We start from the raw sequence: 17,985 nt of genomic DNA on the forward strand, positions 1-17,985 counted from the left end.
GAAAAGATTTTTCAGAAAAGTGTTCTTGTTGTGTAAATATAAACATTTTATAAAATGTTTCAAGAAGGGTTTTTTTTATAAAATACTTCGTTTATAATGGAGGAAAATATCGACATGAGATTGATTGCTCATGTAACGGTTCAGTAGTGTTATGAAAAGATAAGAAGGGGTGCACGCGCATCCTTTTTTCTATGCAGATATTATGAAAGAGGTGGTATGATGGAATTAACATTAAATTCGACTGTATGTTTACACACGATTCAATTTCGAAAAGAGCAAAAGAATTATACTGTAAAAGACACAATTACAGGAGAAAAATATGAAATGCCGCCACTTTGGATTGATGCATTGGCAATGATGCGTGACGGTTTTTTATTGGGGGAAATTGAGGAGAAATTAAAAGAAGAGTATCCATCCGAAGAAGTGAATATGTTAGCATTCACGAAGCAACTGTTAGAACTAGAACTTGTTGAAATGGTAGATGGGGAAGAAATAGCTTGTACAAAGAAGAAAGAGAAGGATTATTTAGCTTGGTTACGTCCTCATGTTGAGCAATTCTTTCTTAATTTAAATAAAAAAAATAGAAGCAAAGGTCAATGATGATCTTTGCTTTTTTGTATAGTTTGTTTAAAAAATTACAGCAAATGCTCTTGCAAAAGCACCGTCGCTATCTTTAATTTTTAAAGGTGCTGCTGAGAAGAAGAAACGTTTCGTGTGAATGGCATCTAAGTTTGTTAAGTTTTCGATTAAATAAATATTATTCCCAAGTAGTATGTGATGAATTGGTGATGTTTCTGTCGTTACCTCATCAGGAGAAATAAAATCTAAACCGACAGATTTTACTTTTAATTGTACTAGTTCCTCGGCTAATTCTTCAGAAAGATAAAAAGCTTCTTTCTCATACGCCTCCGTGTTCCATTTAGTAGATAGATTGGAATGGAAAATAACAATATCTCCTTCTTTTATATCAGCATCGTGCAGTACTTCTTTAGGTAGTTTTCGTTCTTGTACATGAGTTACATCAATAAGAACAGCTTCACCTACAAATTGATCCAGCGGTAATTGATCGATGGTCGTTGCGCCTGAAATAAAATGCGCAGGAGCATCACAATGCGTGCCAACATGAACGACAGAATGAAAATCTGTAACTTGATAGCCTGATTCTTCAACACTTGTAACAGCTTCTAGTTGTATTTTAGGTGTTCCAGGAAATTGAGACATATTATTTTCAAATGTTTGTGATAAATCAATTACTTTCATTTTACATACCTCCAATATATGTTTTTCAAATAATAAAAAGCTCATCCTTCAGTATCAAGAAAGATGAGCTTTACATGCTAGTTGAGTTTTATCTTCCAAAATGCAATGCATTTTGCAGGAATTAGCACCTATTCAGTTCGTATAAACTGAGGTTGCTGGGCTTCAAAGGGCCAGTCCCTCTGCCTCTCTTGATAAAGAAGTATTCGGTTTCAAAATCTTAATTTTCTGATAGTTAAATTGTAATTCATTTCCTTTTTATGTGCAATACAAAATAGGTATTCACCCAAATAAAGCCGCTCGCATATTGTAGCTTATGTAAATAGAATGCTGCGAAGGAGTGAGTGCAGTGACAGGAAATGTATTGAATTATTATGCTGGTGGTAATACAGCTAGGGGATTTCACAATTTATACGAAGAGAATTTAAAAGGATTAGACAGATTATTTATCTTAAAGGGTGGTCCAGGAACGGGAAAATCTTCTTTAATAAAGGCAATAGGTCGTGAATGGGTTGGAAAAGGATATGATATTGAATTTTTACATTGTTCTTCTGACAATAAATCGGTTGATGGTGTAATTATCCCACAATTAAAAGTAGGAATTGTTGATGGGACATCACCGCATGTTATTGAGCCAAAAATGCCAGGAGTTGTTGAAGAGTATATAAATTTAGGAATTGCTTGGGACTCAGATAAACTAAGAAAGCAGAAGTTAGAAATTGAAAGATTTGTTTCAGAAGCAAGCAAAGCTTTTCAGTCTGCTTACGCACGTTTTAAAGAGGCATTGGTTATACATGATGAGTGGGAGAAGATATATATTGATAATATAGATTTTAATAAAGCAAATGAACTAACCGATCAGCTAATCCAGAAATTATTTGCAGATAAAAGCGGGAGACAATCGCTTGTCAAACATCGTTTTTTAGGAGCTGCAACACCGAAAGGAGCAGTTGACTTTGTTCCTAATTTAACAGAAGGGTTACCACATCGTTATTTTGTAAAAGGGCGCCCAGGCTCTGGAAAATCAACAATGCTCAAAAAGTTAGCTAAGGCAGCTGAAGAAAAAGGATTTGAAGTTGAAGTATATCATTGCGGATTTGACCCGCATAGTCTTGATATGGTTATCGTAAGAGAATTAGGCTTTGCAATTTTTGATAGCACCGCACCGCATGAATATTTTCCAAGTCGTGAGGGTGATGAAATTATTGATATGTATGCCCTTATTGTTACGCCAGGGACTGATGAGAAATATGCGAAGGAAATTCGTGATGTTTCCATTCAGTATAAAGCAAAAATGAATGAGGCAATGTCTTTCTTAGCGAAAGCAAAATCGGTTCGTGATAAATTAGAACGAATTTATATTGCTGCTATGGATTTTTCAATAGTAGATGCATATAAAGAGGAGATTCAAAAAGAGTTTGAACGAATTGCTGCTACTGTAATTGAAAAGCAACAATAGAAGTTTTATTAGGCTGTCAGTAATTTCTGACAGTTTTTTTAGTATGTAGTAAAATTAATAGTGTATTGTCGAATTTCCAAGGAAATAATCAAAAAATGGAGATGTTATGAAATGAGAGAGAAAATCGAGTTGGAGTTAGAAAGAATTGAAAAAGAGAATGATGTGAAAATTTTATTTGCGGTGGAATCAGGGAGTCGTGCTTGGGGGTTTCCATCGAAAGATAGCGATTATGATGTTAGGTTTGTTTATATACATCCGGTAGAATGGTATTTATCAATTCATGACAAACGTGATGTAATTGAATATCCAATTAGTGATGATTTAGATATAAGTGGTTGGGATATTAAAAAGGCGTTGCAACTATTCGCGAAGTCGAACCCAGCTTTACTTGAGTGGATTCGATCACCAATTTTTTATTCGAAAAACTCTAATTTTCCAGAACTACTTCAACAGATGAGTGAGAAGGATTTTGATCCAAAAGCAACGATATATCATTATTTACATATGGCGTCGAAAAATTATCGTGAATTTTTGCAAGGTGAGAATGTAAAGCTGAAAAAGTACTTTTATGTATTACGTCCTATTTTAGCTTGTAAGTGGCTAGAAGAGAAAGCAACTTTACCACCTGTAGAATTTGATCGATTGATTACAGAATTACCATTAGAACGTAGTGTATTAGATGAGATTGAAAAGTTGTTAATAAAGAAAAAAGCAGGTACTGAATTAGATGTTGGATTGAAAATTAAGGTGCTAAATCAATTTTTAGAAGAACAAATTCATTACTATGGGCAATATGTAAAAGGAATTGAAAAGGGATCAGGGATCGATATTGAAATTTTAAATACACTATTTCGAGACATGCTGTTTGAAGCATATGAAAAAGAGCACAAGTAAGTTTGTGCTCTTTTTATTTTGTAGGAATGAAGAAAACAGATATAGCTGCGATAAGACCTGCAAAGGAGAATAAGTAAAAATTCCATGCTAAGTCATATTGCATTGTCATAATAATACCGATGAGAATAGGGCCAGCAATTGCACCAACTCGGCCAAGTCCCAGTCCCCAGCCTAAGGAGGTAGCTCGGATATGTGATGGGAAGTATTGTGTTACATATGCATTTAATATTTGAGTAATACCGACCGATCCAATACCAGCAAGGCCAATTAAAAGATAAATGATTGTAACAGATGGCTTAATTGTTAATAGTCCGATACATATGGCTGCCATAAGATAAGAGATGCTAATAACAATTTTTGCGCCTATACGATCAGCAATTGCTCCAGCGAATAACGCACCAACAGCTGCGGTAATATTTAGCATAAGTAGAAAAGACAGACTAGATCCAAGAGGATATCCCGCCTGGCGCATCATCTGTGGTAACCAAGTATTTAAACCGTATATTAAAAACATTCCCATTATATAAGTGATCCAAAAAAGTAGTGTTGCTTTTATGTATTCTTTTGAGAATAAAGTAAAAAATCCATTTTTCTTTCGTATAGTAGATGGAGCTTGATGAGTTTTATTTTTTACATGAAATTCAATTTGAAAACGATTAAGAATTTGGTTCACTTCTTCTTGGCGATTACGTGATAATAAAAATTGAATGGACTCAGGTAAATAGCGAATAATGAAAGGAATGAGGAGTAGTGGAATCATTCCGATACCAAACATAATTCTCCATCCGAAATCTTCTAACATAAACATAGACAAAATAGCACCTAATACGATACCTAAAGGATAGCCAGTAAACATAAGAGCATAAATAAAAGATTGCCTTTTTTTTGGTGAATATTCAACAGTAAGTGCTGAAGCCGTTGGGATAACACCGCCTAATCCAATTCCTCCTATAAATCGAGATAATCCAAATAACTCAGGAGAAGAAGCGATAGCCGCTAAACCCATTGTGATAGAAAAAAGTGCTAAACAGCATATAAGCGTCCATTTACGCCCAATTAGATCTGTAATCGTTCCAACTAGAATAGCCCCAATAAACATCCCAAATAAAGCATAGCTTGCAATTGTACCAGCGTGCGCTGGTGATAGCGCCCAGCTTTTGTCTTCTAGGAGCTTTGGTAGAACGGCACCGTAAATACCTAAATCATATCCATCAGCTAAAATGGCTAGCCAACAAATAAAAACAACAAGTTTTGTAATAGAGCTTGAAAAGATAGTTTCTGTAGATTCTAGATGAGGTGGAGCTGAAGGTTGCATAATATTCACCCCTTTTAATTTGTAGATGAATATATTATTTTATTTAATGTTAATATTTTCCTTCCTGTGTCGAAATTTATCTGAACAGGTTTTATAACAAATAAAGAAGTTCAACCGTAATTCTGTTGAACTTCTTTATTTGTTTACTCATTATCAACGCGTTTTAACGGTTGATCTGCTGGGCCTTCAAGAACGTCTCCCTCAATTGAAAAACGAGAACCATGGCAAGGACAATCCCAAGTACAATCACCATTATTCCATTCAACTTCACAGCCGAGATGTGTACAAGTTGTATCGACGATATGTAATTTTCCTTCTTTGTCCTTATAAGCACCTGCTCGTTTACCGTTAACATGTACGACAGATCCTTCACCAACTTCGAGATCTTCTGGCTTACGTAATGCGGTTTCAATCTTTCCTTCAATTAAATGTTTCGCAACATCAATGTTCTGGGAGAGGAACGTTTTTATATCTGGATTTGCATGGAAGCGTGATGGTGCATACAGTTCTTTATAGGGACTGTGGACTTTTAGGATGGAGTCCTTCAGTAGGTGAGCGGCAGCAGTTCCAGTTGTCATGCCCCATTTGCGATATCCAGTTGCAACAAAGATATTTGGATTTCTTTCGTTAATATGTCCGATATAAGGAAGCTTATCTAGAGTGATTAAATCTTGTGCTGACCATCTATAAGGAACCTCGTCTATTCCAAAAGTTGCTTCAGCAAAAGAATAAAGTGCTTCATAATGAAGCATCGTATTTATTCCTTGTCCTGTTTTATGACTCTCTCCGCCAATCAAAATTAATTTTTCTCCATTGTTTGTTATATAGCGTAAGGAGCGCTTTGGATCATCAATACTTAAATACATGCCACCTGGATAATCCATTTTTGCTTTTATTGCAAGAGCGTAGGAGCGTTCTGCGTACATTCGCGTAAAGAAAAAGCTATTTGCATCATAAAAAGGAAAATGTGAACAAGAGACGACATATTCACAAGTGATATGATGGCCCTCTTTTGTAATTATTTGTGGATGATCTCCCTTTTCCACATCCATAGCTGTTGTTTGTTCGTAGAGCTTTCCGCCCATCTCCACAAACTTTTCTAAAAGTGTTTTTAAATAAAGAAGGGGATGGAATTGTGCTTGATTTTTCATTATAAGCGCAGATTGTACTGGAATAGGAATCGATAGAGATTGAACATAGTCACAAGGTATATTTAATTTTTGATAAGCTTCATATTCTTTCGATAAATTTCTTAATCCGTTATCGGTAGTTGTATATAAATATGAATCTTCATTTGAGAAATTACAGTCGATTTTATATGTTTGAACAGTTTCATTTATGAATTGTAGAGCCTGATTATTTGATTCATAGTAAAGCCCGGCCTTTTCTACACCGAAATGGTTTATTAATTCATCATAAATAAGATCATGTTGTGCTGTTACTTTCGCTGTTGTATGCCCAGTCGTTCCGTTTAAAATACGACCAGAATCAATTAAAACAACATCGATGCCTTCTTTTGCAAGTAAATAGGCAGTAGTAATACCTGTAATACCAGCACCGATAATAGCAACTTTTGTCTTTATATTTTCGGATAAACGAGGGAAAGTAGGAAACTGAGTAGATTCAATCCAATAAGATAGCGGCAGTTGTGGAAATGTATCACTTGTCATTGCGGAAACCTCCTGATTTTAGAACAATTTTCCTTTTAATATTTCCATAATATATGAAATTCATGTGTGTTGTTTTAGAAGTAGTCTATTTTTATTAAAAGAGGTTATAAATTATTTTAATATAATTAATTAGATGGGGCATTATGAAGTGGTAGGATTTATATAAAACTAAATTCAAGTGATTCTGTTTGTTGATTACATAGGGAGTTATTGAATGAGATAGAGTCTATGGCGTTTAAGAAAATGTCTATATATAGTGGGTAAATCCTTATGGAATCTATACATTTTCTTTAGTGAAATAAAGTATGATTATAAAAATATAACCACCTTTTATTACTAGGTCATAAAAGGTGTTGACAATATAGAAATTCTATTGTTATGATTCATCATGTGGAAAGGTTGATAGAGAGTAAAAAGAGAAATGTTTTTCATTGATAATAAAAGCGAAAAATAAGTGACGATAGAGTGAGTATATTTTCCTTATAATAGATGCTTTTTGGATCATCTAGTAAAATCAATCTGGAAGCAAGAATTGATATATGTAAGTTGCGCAAGGCGCGGCATAAGAAAGGAGCAAAAGGATGAAGGAGCTTCATACGTTTGGGTGGTATGCAGCACGTGTATCACCACATTTGCCGAAAAAAGCATTTAAACCAGTGCCTACTCGTTTATTTGGTGGACTGGCTTATTTGCTTGTGGCATTGGCGGGGTTAATATCGATTGGTGTATTTGAATTGAATGTGTGGGCGAATCTAGGAATTGCGATTGTTCTTGGATTATGTTTTGCTTCACTTGGATTTTTAGGGCATGAAATTTTACATGGAACTGTTGTAAGAAAGGCATGGCTTCGTGACTTCTTAGGCGCGATTGCATTTATGCCATTATCAACAGGGCCAAAGCTTTGGAGAAAGTGGCATAATGCAACGCATCATGTTCATACACAGCATGAAGAGAATGATCCGGATGCATGGCCGACACTTGAGAAACTTAAGAAGAGTAAGTTTTTGAGTTGGGTATATCGTATGCCTTTACATGTACGTTCATTCTTTAGTTTTCTGTCACTAACAATTCAATTTACATTGCATTCGACTCGAATGTTCTTTCATTTTATAAAAGAGTTCAAGTCATCCAATCAAAAATCTGTATGGCTTCAACTTCTTTTGCCTTGGACAGTTTGGATTAGTTTATTGTTTATTATGGGACCTGGAAAATGGTTATTTGCATATGTCATTCCGTTGTTAATTGCTAACTTTATTGTAATGGCATATATTGCAACAAATCACCGCTTAAATCCAATTGTTCCAGTAAATGATCCGTTAGCAAACTGTTTGTCAGTAACAGTGCCGCGCTGGGTAGACGTTTTACATTTCAATTTCTCATATCATACAGAACATCATCTGTTTCCTGCTATGAGTTCTAAATACTATCCGTTAGTAAAAGAGAAGATTAAAGAAATGTGGCCGGAACGCTATCATGAGATGCCGATGACAAAAGCTTTGGCAGCGCTATGGAATACACCACGTGTGTATTATCAAGGAAGTGAATTAGTGGATCCGCATAGAGAGCATTTCTATGGTTCTTTAGGAAATGGACTAGATCCTCATAATATTTCATATCGTGAGGAACATATAGAGGAAGAAAAGAGTATTAAAAAAGTAAATCAGTAAAAATTAATATATTTTTGCAATGAAAAAGCAAGCCATCTCAGGCTTGCTTTTTCTTATAAAGAAACTTCCTTTTTGTTCTTTTTATGGAATTGGACGGAGTTAGTTTCTTTTCGTTGTAGTCGTTTTTCTAAGAGATTAACAAAATAAGTAAATAGAAGAACAAGTACGAGATAGTATACACCAACGATTATGTAAGTATCTAATTGTTGGAAGTTACCTGCTGCAATTGATAAACCTGATCCCCATAACTCGGACAGTCCTACGTAAGCGACAAGTGAAGAGTCTTTTAATCCGATAATAAATTGGTTTCCTAGAGGAGGAAGAGACAGACGAAATGCTTGTGGTAATATAATCCGGCGCATAGCTAAAGGGTAAGGCATACCTAAGGAGCGAGCGGCTTCCAATTGTCCCCGGTCGACGGATTGAATGGATCCTCGGAAAATTTCCGTAATATATGCACCGTTATGAATTGCTAAAGCGATTGCTCCTGCCCAAAAAGGGGAGAAAACAATGACAGATGTAATGCCAAAATAGAGAATTGCGATTTGAACGATTAAAGGTGTACCACGAATAATAGCAATATAGATATGAGCAATGCTATTTAAAACTTTGTTATTCGAGATCCGAAAGAAAGCAAATAATAATCCAATTAATGAACCGAGTACTAGGGAGGTTAATGTTAATTGTAATGTGACAATAGTAGCTTTTAAGAGTGTGGGATAGGTAGAGATAAAAATTTCAAACATGCGTTTCACCTCATATTGTATAGATTTTAGTAGAGAATGAAATGCCCCACATAAAATGAACATTTAATCAGTGGGGCACTGTTTATGAATCTTTTGAATGGCTAACTTACTTCGTTTTTTCCTCTTCACCGAGAATATTACGCCCGAACCATTTTTTACTGATCTTTTCATACGTACCATCTTTAATGATTTCATCTAACGCTTTATTTACTTTCTCAACCATTTCTTTATCATCTTTGCGAATAGCAATTCCCATTTCATCAAGATTTAATGGTTTTCCGGCTTCTTTTATATTTGATTTTCCTTCTTTTATCATACGTAGACCAACCATTTGATCCGTAATTACTGCGTCAACACGCCCAGGCTCTAAATCCATAAGAGCAGTAATATCGCTGTCATATTCAGTGATTTGATCTGTATATTTTGCAACAAGATTTTTAAAGGTACTAGCTTTTACAACACCAATTTTCTTACCTTTTAAATCTTCTGGAGAAGAGATAGCGTTATTCTTTTTAGCTACAAAAATTTGGGCGCCAGAGCGATAGTACGGATTTGAGAAACTAACAGCTTTTAAGCGCTCCTCTGTAATTGCCATACTACCCAGTATTACATCATATTTCTTCGCTTGAAGACCTTGAATCAGCGTTTCCCATGGGTTTGTAACTGGCGTAGCCTTCATGTTCATCTTTTTAGCAAGAGCTTCACCGATTTCTACATCAAAACCGACAAGTTTGCCGTCATTTTCTTTATAGTTAAAAGGTTTGTATAATCCACTCATCGCATAGCGAAATTCTTTTTCACCATTTGTTGAAGTAGTAGAGCTTTCTTTGCTACAAGCTCCTAGTATGAAAGATGTACATAGTGTAATGCTAGCAACAATGGTTAATAGTTTTCTTTTCATAAAACCCCTCCTATATATTGATCATACGGATGGTTTTTTAGTATGTTATTGAAATATTTTATTTGGATGATTAGTTGTGCACCGTATGAATGTATTCTTTTTCGTTCGAAACAAAAGTTACATTATAAAACGTTGCGTAAAAATTGTTTTGCCCGTTCATGTGATGGAGCTGAAAAGAATTGTGCTGGCGGAGCATCTTCTACAATCTTTCCATCATCCATAAAGATGACGCGATCAGCTACATCTCTTGCGAAATTCATTTCATGAGTAACAATAACCATTGTCATCCCTTCTTCAGCAAGTTCTTTCATAACTTGCAATACTTCTCCAACAAGTTCAGGGTCTAAAGCTGAGGTAGGCTCATCAAATAGCATAATCTTAGGGCTCATTGCAAGAGCTCGTGCAATGGCAATGCGCTGTTTTTGACCACCTGAAAGAAGATGAGGAGTTACATCTGCTTTATCTTGAAGGCCGACTTTTTGGAGAAGTTGAGTTCCAATATCCTTTGCATTTGCTTTCTCTAATTTTTTTACGTGAATAGGTGCTTCTATGATGTTTTCTAGTGAGGTCATATGAGGAAAGAGGTTAAAGTGCTGAAAAACCATACCGACATTTTCACGGACTTTATTTAAATTTGAATGCTTTGGATCAATTCGCTCACCTTGTAAGTGAATTTCGCCTTCATCGTACATTTCTAAAAAGTTAAGACAGCGAAGTAATGTACTTTTACCAGAACCACTGGCACCAATTAAAACAACAACTTCTTTTTCTTTTACTTCTAAATCAATTCCTTTTAACACATCAAGTGAACCGAATGATTTTACTAGATTTCGAACTTGAATCATACAAAACCCCCAGTTAAAAATATATTTTACAAATGTTGCCCCTTATTTCTGTTATTAGTCATAAATTGTCAGAATCCTTTATTTTTTTCGTGCAATTTGATATTCAAAGAAATAATTTTTTTAAAATCTCTATATCCTTCTATAATGAAAATATGGATAATAATATATAGGTAGTATTTATATTGCTTATAAAAAGGGGGAAAGGGAAGATGGAAAAAGAAAGGAAAACATTTTCTTTTGGATTACGTACACAACTTATGCTATTCACTACAGTTTTAGCTTTCATTACATATTCAACAAGTATCTTTTTTATTTACGTGATATACGATTATTTTCAAAGTTATGTAAGTCAAACTGTATATAATATTATCGTTATGTTATTAGGGGTAGTATGGTCTGGAATTTTAGCATATGGAGCAGCCGTATTTTTAATTAAACCGCTTCGCAAGTTAGAGGAAGCGGCAAGAAAAGCAGCTGAGGGTGATATTCGTGAAGATGTTCCATTACCGAAGACAGATGATGAAATTAAATCTTTAAGTGTTGCATTTAATATGATGTTAGGAAACTTAAGGGGCATGGTAAAAAATATTGATACAACATTTTCGTATACAAATAATCAAGTACAGCAGATTAGAAAACAAACAGGCGAAGCAACGAGACAAGCGCAAGGTGTATCTGAGACACTTGCAGAAATTTCTTCAGGCGCTGAGCAATCAGCGGCATCAATTCAAGCAATTGTTTCTGCTGTTGATACAACGACTTCTATTGCAAGTGAAGTAGAAGAAAAAGCGAAGCAGTCTGATACATTGTCTTCAGAAATGGTTGAAGCTTTAGGGCATAGTACTCGTGTCTTTACGTCTTTAATTCAAGGTATTCAAACATTGGCAAAAGAAAATGAAGATTCAATGCAAAATGTACAGAAGTTAGAAGAACGAATGAAACAAGTAGAACATATTGTGTCTGTTGTGAGTGCGATTGCTAGCCAAACGAATTTATTAGCACTAAATGCTTCTATTGAGGCAGCTCGCGCAGGAGAGCATGGAAGAGGCTTTGCGGTTGTTGCGGAAGAAGTACGTAAACTTGCTGATGAAAGTGATCATTCTGCAAGAAACATATCGCAGTTATTACGGAATATGCAAGATGAAGTACAACAAGTTGCAATGAAAATGACAGAACAAGTGAAAATAGCTAAAGAAGAGGCGAAACGTGGGGAAGCTACGGAATTAATTTTAAAAGAAATGTCATCAAGTGTTATGGAAGTAGCCGATGCAACTCAGCAAATTAGTAGTTATATGAATGAACAAGTGAGCCACATTCATCAAACAGGAGCACAAACAAAAGCTGTAGCAGCAATTGCTGAAGAAACGTCAGCTGGTTCGCAAGAAGTGGCGCGTGTGACGCTACAACAGTCTAAAAATATGATAGTAATCGATCAATTATTAAAGGATTTAGAGAAACAAGCAACTGATTTGAAACAAACAATTGAACGATTTTCAATGTAAAAGGAAGAACAGAATGCTGTTCTTCTCTTTTTTATTTAGCTTGATTTAATATTTACAGTTAAACTATGAACGTTTCCGCAACATTCTTTTCTGTCCCTTTCGGATGAAAATTATAGCGAGCTATAATATTAAAAGGGGTGTCTTTTATGAAAAAAGAAAAAAGACAACGGTTAATTAAACAATTTGTAAAGGAGTATGAAATAGATAAGCAAGAAAGATTAGTAGAATTGTTAGCAAAAAAAGATGTATTAGTAACACAAGCTACGGTTTCTCGCGATATTCGTGAGTTAAACTTAACGAAGGTACCTTCTCAAGAAGGATTAATGATATATAAAGTTTTCTCAGAAGAGCATGTACAAACTGATATAAAGTTAAAGAAAAAATTACGAGAAGTTGTTGTGAAAATTGATTGTGTAGATCAATTAATGGTTATTAAAACATTACCTGGTAATGCACATGTTATTGGTGTTTTATTTGATGAGTTAGATTGGAAAGAAAAAATAGGATGTATATGTGGAAATGATACATGCCTTATAATTTCACAGTCGAAATCAGATAGGGAGATTATAGAAGAAAGATTAAATTTAATTATTTAGATGCAAAAATCCTGTTTTTAATAAAATTAAAAACAGGATTTTTGTTTAAATACGGAAGTTAAATATTCAACATATATGCGTAATATATGTATTTTTTATTGAGAAAGCGAGATAGTTTGTTATAAAAATACATATTCGTATGATTTTAAAAAAATAACTTGTTTAATATTTCACAATGATAATGTGGATACTTTCACAAAGATGAAAGTGCAGAGCATTTATTATGTACTTGTAAGACATCAAACATATTTAAAAGGAGGTACAACAAATGAAACATCCGATACATGTTACTTCAGAAATTGGGGAATTACAAACGGTTTTATTAAAACGACCGGGTAAAGAAGTGGAAAACTTGACGCCAGATTATTTGCAGCAATTATTATTTGACGATATTCCATACTTACCAATTATTCAAAAAGAGCATGATTATTTTGCACAAACGTTACGCAATCGGGGTGTTGAAGTTCTTTATTTAGAAAAACTAGCCGCTGAGGCGTTAGTAGATAAAAAACTTCGAGAAGAATTTGTTGATCGTATTTTAAAAGAAGGACAGGCCGACGTAAATGTTGCACATCAAACTTTAAAAGAATATTTACTTTCCTTTTCAAATGAAGAATTAATTCAAAAAATTATGGGCGGTGTACGGAAAAACGAAATTGAAACAAGTAAGAAGACACATTTATATGAATTAATGGAAGATCACTATCCGTTTTACTTAGATCCAATGCCTAATTTATATTTTACTCGTGATCCAGCAGCTAGCGTGGGCGATGGCTTAACGATAAATAAGATGAGAGAACCAGCGCGTAGACGTGAATCATTATTCATGGAGTACATCATTAAATATCATCCAAGATTTGCAAAACATAATGTACCAATCTGGTTAGATCGTGATTATAAATTTCCAATTGAAGGTGGCGACGAGCTAATTTTAAATGAAGAAACAATTGCGATTGGAGTATCTGCTCGTACTTCAGCTAAAGCAATTGAACGTTTAGCTAAAAATCTCTTTAGCCGACAAAATAAAATTAAGAAAGTGTTAGCAATAGAAATTCCAAAATGTCGAGCATTTATGCATTTAGATACAGTATTTACAATGGTTGATTATGACAAGTTTACAATTCACCCAGCCATTCAAGGGCCAAAAGGGAATATGAATATTTATATTTTAGAAAAAGGATCAGATGAGGAAACTCTTAAAATTACACATCGTACTTCTTTAATGGAAGCATTAAAAGAGGTATTAGGCTTAAGTGAATTAGTTCTTATTCCATGTGGAGGAGGAGATGTAATTGCTTCTGCTCGTGAACAATGGAATGATGGCTCGAACACATTAGCAATCGCGCCAGGTGTAGTTGTTACATATGATCGCAACTATGTATCTAATACGTTATTACGGGAACACGGTATAGAAGTGATTGAGGTGCTAAGTTCGGAATTATCTCGTGGTCGTGGGGGTCCACGTTGCATGAGTATGCCAATTGTTCGTAAAGATATTTAGTATAAATAACGGAGAAAGTAGGGATGAATTATGTTAATGACTAGACCAAATTTAAAAGGAAGAAGCTTTCTAGCAGAAAAAGATTTTACACAAGAAGAATTATTATATTTTCTAGATTTGGCAGCAGAATTAAAAGAGAAAAAGAAAAATGGTATTCCGCATCATTATTTAGAAGGTAAAAATGTAGCGCTCTTATTTGAAAAAACTTCTACTCGTACACGTTGTGCATTTACAGTAGCATGTACAGATTTAGGAGCAAATCCTGAATATTTAGGGAAAGGTGATATTCAACTTGGGAAAAAAGAATCTGTAGAGGATACAGCAAAAGTGTTAGGGCGTATGTTTGACGGAATTGAGTTTCGTGGATTTAATCATGAAACCGTAGAATCTTTAGCACAAAATTCTGGTGTGCCGGTTTGGAATGGATTAACAGATATGTGGCATCCAACACAAACACTAGCAGATTTATTAACAATTAGAGAACATATAGGGAAATTGAAAAATGTGAAGCTCGTTTACGTTGGCGATGGACGAAATAATGTTGCTAATAGCTTACTAGTTGGTGGAGCAATCGTTGGAATGGATGTACGTATTTGTACACCGGAATCTTTATGGCCTGCACAAGAAGTAATTGATTTAGCAAAAAAATATAATGAACAGGTAATGATAACAAGTAATGTGGAAGAAGCTGTTGCGAATGCGGATGTAATTTATACAGATGTATGGGTGTCTATGGGGGAAGAAGAAAAATTTGCTGAACGTGTCGAGTTATTGAAACCTTATCAAGTAAATATGAAAATGATTAAAGCAACAGGGAATGAAAACGTGATTTTCTTACATTGTTTACCTGCATTTCATGATGTTGAAACGATGTATGGCGAAGAAGTTTATGAGAAATATGGGTTGAAAGAAATGGAGGTAACTGACGAAGTATTCCGCAGTAAACATTCAAAAGTATTTGATCAAGCTGAAAATAGAATGCATACAATTAAAGCGGTTATGGCAGCTACTTTAGGAAATATGGAGTAAAGAAGAAAGGGAGTCTTCCTTTCTTCTTTCTCCTCCTTTAGACACGATCATTCACTATTGCTTTTGTATTGTTATTGCAATTTAAGAGAGGTGAGTGGAATGGGTGAAGATAAGAAATTAGGGTTGTTTACACTAACGGCTCTTGTAGTTGGGTCTATGATTGGCGGTGGAGCCTTTAATTTAGCGAGTGATATGGCAAAAGGTGCTGGTGCTGGAGCCATTATTATTGGCTGGGTTATAACAGGAATTGGGATGATTGCACTTGGATTATCTTTTCAAAATCTAACTGTAAAACGGCCAGATTTAGATGGTGGTATTTTTAGCTATGCAAAAGCAGGGTTTGGTAATTTTATGGGGTTTAATAGTGCGTGGGGATACTGGCTATCTGCTTGGCTTGGAAATGTAGCTTACGGTACATTATTGTTTTCTTCATTAGGATATTTCTTCCCGATCTTTGAAGGCGGTCAAAATGTAGAATCCATTATTGGTGCAAGCGTATTATTATGGTGTGTTCACATGTTAATTTTACGTGGAGTTCAATCAGCAGCCCTTGTGAATTTAGTAACTACAATCGCAAAATTAGTACCTGTATTTGTATTTATTGTCATAGGAATCTTCGCGTTTCATATTGATACGTTCTTAGATGGATTTTGGGGGCAAGCTGGTTCTTTTTCATGGGGAGCAGTTGGCAGCCAAGTTAAAAGTACAATGCTTGTAACTTTATGGGTATTTATTGGGGTAGAAGGGGCTGTTGTTTTATCCAGTCGAGCAAAAAATAGAAGTGATGTAGGGAAAGCAACCGTTATTGGCTTAATTGGTACACTCATCATTTACATTTTAATCACATTATTGTCTCTTGGACTTATGCAGCAAGCAGATATTGCAGGTTTGAAAAATCCGGCTATGGCTTATTTATTTGAAAGTGTTGTTGGAAAATGGGGTGCTATCTTTATTAATTTAGGTTTGGTCATCTCTGTATTAGGTGCTTGGTTAGGTTGGACTTTGCTCGCTTCTGAAATTCCATATTTAGCGGCTAAAGATGGAGTATTTCCAAAATGGTTCGCAAAAGAAAATAAAAATAAGGCTCCAGTAAATTCATTATGGATAACAAATGGTTTAATACAAATGTTCTTGTTAACATTCGTCGTTTCTGATCAGGCGTATAACTTTGCATTCTCTTTAGCATCTTCAGCTATTTTAATCCCATATGCTTTTTCAGCGTTTTATCAACTGAAGCATAGCTTAAAGTGTGAAGAAGCAGATCGAAATAAAAATATAATAATTGGCTTGATAGCAAGTATTTATGGCGTGTGGCTAGTTTATGCAGCTGGTTTAGAGTATTTATTATTAACAATGACTTTATATGCGCCAGGTATTTTTATTTTTTACAATGTTCAAAAGCAAAAGAGTTCGAAGCAAATATTTACTCGAGTGGAATTAGCATCATCCGTAGCAATTGGTGCTTTAGCATTCTTTGCGATTTATGGATTAATTACAGGCAGTATTACTTTATAAAGCGCTGTGAAAGCGAAATCAACTGGAGGGCTGGAATATGGCACGAAGAAAAATTGTAGTTGCACTAGGGGGAAATGCGATACAGTCTGGAGAAGCTACTGCGGGAGCGCAGCAAGAAGCGTTGGAAAAAACGGCAGAACAACTTGTGAAAATAATGGAAAATGATGTGGATATAGTAATTGCGCATGGAAATGGCCCACAAGTGGGGAATATTTTATTACAGCAAAAAGCTGCAGAAACGGAAAAGACACCTGCAATGCCATTAGATACTTGTGGGGCAATGAGCCAAGGAATGATTGGATATTGGATGGAAAATGCGATTGAAAAGGCATTGAAAAAACGGAATATAAAAAAAGACGTAGCAACGGTTATAACACGCGTTGTTGTGGATAAAAAAGATGAGGCATTTAAAAATCCAACTAAACCAATCGGTCCTTTTTATACAGAAGAAGAGGCCAGAAGATTAATGGATGAAACAAAAGCAGTGTTTAAAGAAGATGCTGGTAGAGGATGGAGACGTGTTGTTCCATCACCGAAGCCTGTAAGTATTCATGAACATAAAGTGATTAATTCTTTGGTCGAAGATGGAAATATAGTGATAGCTGTTGGCGGAGGTGGAATTCCAGTAATTGATTCCGAAGAAGGGCTAAAAGGAACTGAAGCGGTTATCGATAAAGATTTCGCTGCACAGAAATTAGCAGAATTAGTAGATGCCGATACGCTCGTTATTTTAACTGCAGTTGATCATGTGTATGTAAATTATAATCAACCGAATCAAAAAAAATTAGAGCATGTCACAGTGAATCAATTAGAAGAATATATTGAAGAACAACAATTCGCTGCGGGAAGCATGCTTCCGAAAATTGAAGCTGCTATTAATTTTGTTAATACAAATCCAAAAAGAAAAACAATTATTACGTCTTTAGAAAAAGTATATGAAGCACTAGAAGAAAAAGCTGGTACTATTATTTCAAAACAGAATGTATGCATGTATGTTTAAATTCTTATGTACGCTACTTAGTAGTAAAAAAGAATGGAGTTAGTAACTTCATTCTTTTTATTTATTAATATTTTTTGTACTCATTGTT

At 34.9% G+C, this 17,985-nt stretch carries 15 protein-coding genes, 2 pseudogenes and 1 riboswitch; of the genes and pseudogenes, 11 read left to right on the forward strand and 6 right to left on the reverse strand.

Annotated features, from left to right (window positions below; all coding sequences use genetic code 11):
• Positions 1-219 precede the first annotated feature (219 nt).
• Positions 220-600 (forward strand): hypothetical protein, encoded by a 381-nt coding sequence (locus tag ES895_RS18990; RefSeq protein ID WP_000424119.1) that lies wholly within the window; start codon positions 220-222, stop codon positions 598-600.
• 27 nt (positions 601-627) lie between these two features.
• On the opposite strand, the gene ES895_RS18995 is transcribed toward ES895_RS18990, so the two are convergent.
• Positions 628-1,260 (reverse strand): cyclase family protein, encoded by a 633-nt coding sequence (locus tag ES895_RS18995; protein ID WP_000862983.1) that lies wholly within the window; start codon positions 1,258-1,260, stop codon positions 628-630.
• An 85-nt stretch (positions 1,261-1,345) separates the two neighbouring features.
• Positions 1,346-1,458: riboswitch (SAM riboswitch) on the reverse strand.
• A 148-nt stretch (positions 1,459-1,606) separates the two neighbouring features.
• Between ES895_RS18995 and ES895_RS19000 the strand changes: the two genes are divergently transcribed.
• Both ES895_RS19000 and ES895_RS19005 read left to right on the forward strand, forming a co-directional pair.
• The gene (locus tag ES895_RS19000) at positions 1,607-2,716 is read left to right on the forward strand and encodes a PRK06851 family protein (RefSeq protein WP_097862994.1); all 1,110 of its coding nucleotides are present in this window, start codon (positions 1,607-1,609) and stop codon (positions 2,714-2,716) included.
• A gap of 111 nt (positions 2,717-2,827) precedes the next feature.
• Entirely contained in the window at positions 2,828-3,610 is a 783-nt protein-coding gene (locus tag ES895_RS19005) for a nucleotidyltransferase domain-containing protein (RefSeq protein ID WP_097862995.1), read from the forward strand.
• A 13-nt stretch (positions 3,611-3,623) separates the two neighbouring features.
• Here the strand turns inward: ES895_RS19005 and ES895_RS19010 are convergent, their stop codons facing one another.
• Complete coding sequence (locus ES895_RS19010; protein ID WP_001183092.1) at positions 3,624-4,925, reverse strand: MFS transporter; 1,302 nt, start codon at positions 4,923-4,925, stop codon at positions 3,624-3,626.
• A 143-nt stretch (positions 4,926-5,068) separates the two neighbouring features.
• Positions 5,069-6,595: an FAD-dependent oxidoreductase gene (locus ES895_RS19015; RefSeq protein ID WP_000199976.1), complete on the reverse strand. Its 1,527-nt coding sequence runs from the start codon at positions 6,593-6,595 to the stop codon at positions 5,069-5,071.
• 581 nt (positions 6,596-7,176) lie between these two features.
• On the opposite strand from ES895_RS19015, the gene desB reads away from it, so the two are divergent.
• Positions 7,177-8,262 carry a Delta(10) desaturase DesB gene (gene desB / locus ES895_RS19020; protein WP_000661226.1) on the forward strand — a complete coding sequence of 362 codons (1,086 nt, stop codon included), beginning with the start codon at positions 7,177-7,179 and terminating at the stop codon, positions 8,260-8,262.
• A gap of 53 nt (positions 8,263-8,315) precedes the next feature.
• On the opposite strand, the gene ES895_RS19025 is transcribed toward desB, so the two are convergent.
• From ES895_RS19025 to ES895_RS19035, 3 genes are all read right to left on the reverse strand, one after another.
• A complete protein-coding gene (locus ES895_RS19025) occupies positions 8,316-9,071 on the reverse strand; it encodes an amino acid ABC transporter permease (protein ID WP_002004337.1) in 756 nt (251 codons plus the stop codon).
• Between the two features lie 43 nt (positions 9,072-9,114).
• A complete protein-coding gene (locus ES895_RS19030) occupies positions 9,115-9,909 on the reverse strand; it encodes an ABC transporter substrate-binding protein (protein ID WP_000823768.1) in 795 nt (264 codons plus the stop codon).
• Between the two features lie 122 nt (positions 9,910-10,031).
• Positions 10,032-10,754 carry an amino acid ABC transporter ATP-binding protein gene (locus ES895_RS19035; RefSeq protein WP_000616925.1) on the reverse strand — a complete coding sequence of 241 codons (723 nt, stop codon included), beginning with the start codon at positions 10,752-10,754 and terminating at the stop codon, positions 10,032-10,034.
• 374 nt (positions 10,755-11,128) lie between these two features.
• On the opposite strand from ES895_RS19035, the pseudogene ES895_RS30235 reads away from it, so the two are divergent.
• The 7 genes and pseudogenes from ES895_RS30235 to arcC form a co-directional block, all read left to right on the forward strand.
• A pseudogene (locus tag ES895_RS30235) lies at positions 11,129-11,314 on the forward strand (HAMP domain-containing protein); the annotation flags it as partial.
• A 369-nt stretch (positions 11,315-11,683) separates the two neighbouring features.
• Positions 11,684-12,256 (forward strand): annotated as a pseudogene (locus ES895_RS30240) (methyl-accepting chemotaxis protein); the annotation flags it as partial.
• 146 nt (positions 12,257-12,402) lie between these two features.
• Positions 12,403-12,852, forward strand: coding sequence for an arginine repressor (gene argR / locus ES895_RS19045; RefSeq protein WP_000711827.1), 450 nt, complete (start codon positions 12,403-12,405; stop codon positions 12,850-12,852).
• A 268-nt stretch (positions 12,853-13,120) separates the two neighbouring features.
• A complete protein-coding gene (gene arcA, locus ES895_RS19050) occupies positions 13,121-14,353 on the forward strand; it encodes an arginine deiminase (RefSeq protein ID WP_000682331.1) in 1,233 nt (410 codons plus the stop codon).
• Positions 14,354-14,383: 30 nt separating this feature from the next.
• Complete coding sequence (argF, locus tag ES895_RS19055) at positions 14,384-15,382, forward strand: ornithine carbamoyltransferase (RefSeq protein ID WP_000930289.1); 999 nt, start codon at positions 14,384-14,386, stop codon at positions 15,380-15,382.
• A 99-nt stretch (positions 15,383-15,481) separates the two neighbouring features.
• Entirely contained in the window at positions 15,482-16,897 is a 1,416-nt protein-coding gene (gene arcD, locus ES895_RS19060) for an arginine-ornithine antiporter (protein ID WP_098204839.1), read from the forward strand.
• Positions 16,898-16,934: 37 nt separating this feature from the next.
• Positions 16,935-17,897 carry a carbamate kinase gene (gene arcC, locus ES895_RS19065; protein WP_000113948.1) on the forward strand — a complete coding sequence of 321 codons (963 nt, stop codon included), beginning with the start codon at positions 16,935-16,937 and terminating at the stop codon, positions 17,895-17,897.
• The last annotated feature ends 88 nt before the right edge of the window (positions 17,898-17,985 follow it).

The organism is Bacillus sp. 007/AIA-02/001, from assembly GCF_004634455.1.
Classification (GTDB): Bacteria; Bacillota; Bacilli; order Bacillales; family Bacillaceae_G; genus Bacillus_A; species Bacillus_A cereus.

What these genes read in the sequence shown, in the direction of transcription:
- ES895_RS18990 (WP_000424119.1), top strand. Translation starts at nt 220, where the DNA reads ATGGAATTAACATTAAATTCGACTGTATGTTTACACACGATTCAATTT.
- ES895_RS18995 (WP_000862983.1), bottom strand. Translation starts at nt 1,260, where the DNA reads ATGAAAGTAATTGATTTATCACAAACATTTGAAAATAATATGTCTCAA.
- ES895_RS19005 (WP_097862995.1), top strand. Translation starts at nt 2,828, where the DNA reads ATGAGAGAGAAAATCGAGTTGGAGTTAGAAAGAATTGAAAAAGAGAAT.
- ES895_RS19010 (WP_001183092.1), bottom strand. Translation starts at nt 4,925, where the DNA reads ATGCAACCTTCAGCTCCACCTCATCTAGAATCTACAGAAACTATCTTT.
- ES895_RS19015 (WP_000199976.1), bottom strand. Translation starts at nt 6,595, where the DNA reads ATGACAAGTGATACATTTCCACAACTGCCGCTATCTTATTGGATTGAA.
- desB (WP_000661226.1), top strand. Translation starts at nt 7,177, where the DNA reads ATGAAGGAGCTTCATACGTTTGGGTGGTATGCAGCACGTGTATCACCA.
- ES895_RS19025 (WP_002004337.1), bottom strand. Translation starts at nt 9,071, where the DNA reads ATGTTCATTTTATGTGGGGCATTTCATTCTCTACTAAAATCTATACAA.
- ES895_RS19030 (WP_000823768.1), bottom strand. Translation starts at nt 9,909, where the DNA reads ATGAAAAGAAAACTATTAACCATTGTTGCTAGCATTACACTATGTACA.
- ES895_RS19035 (WP_000616925.1), bottom strand. Translation starts at nt 10,754, where the DNA reads ATGATTCAAGTTCGAAATCTAGTAAAATCATTCGGTTCACTTGATGTG.
- argR (WP_000711827.1), top strand. Translation starts at nt 12,403, where the DNA reads ATGAAAAAAGAAAAAAGACAACGGTTAATTAAACAATTTGTAAAGGAG.
- arcA (WP_000682331.1), top strand. Translation starts at nt 13,121, where the DNA reads ATGAAACATCCGATACATGTTACTTCAGAAATTGGGGAATTACAAACG.
- argF (WP_000930289.1), top strand. Translation starts at nt 14,384, where the DNA reads ATGTTAATGACTAGACCAAATTTAAAAGGAAGAAGCTTTCTAGCAGAA.
- arcD (WP_098204839.1), top strand. Translation starts at nt 15,482, where the DNA reads ATGGGTGAAGATAAGAAATTAGGGTTGTTTACACTAACGGCTCTTGTA.
- arcC (WP_000113948.1), top strand. Translation starts at nt 16,935, where the DNA reads ATGGCACGAAGAAAAATTGTAGTTGCACTAGGGGGAAATGCGATACAG.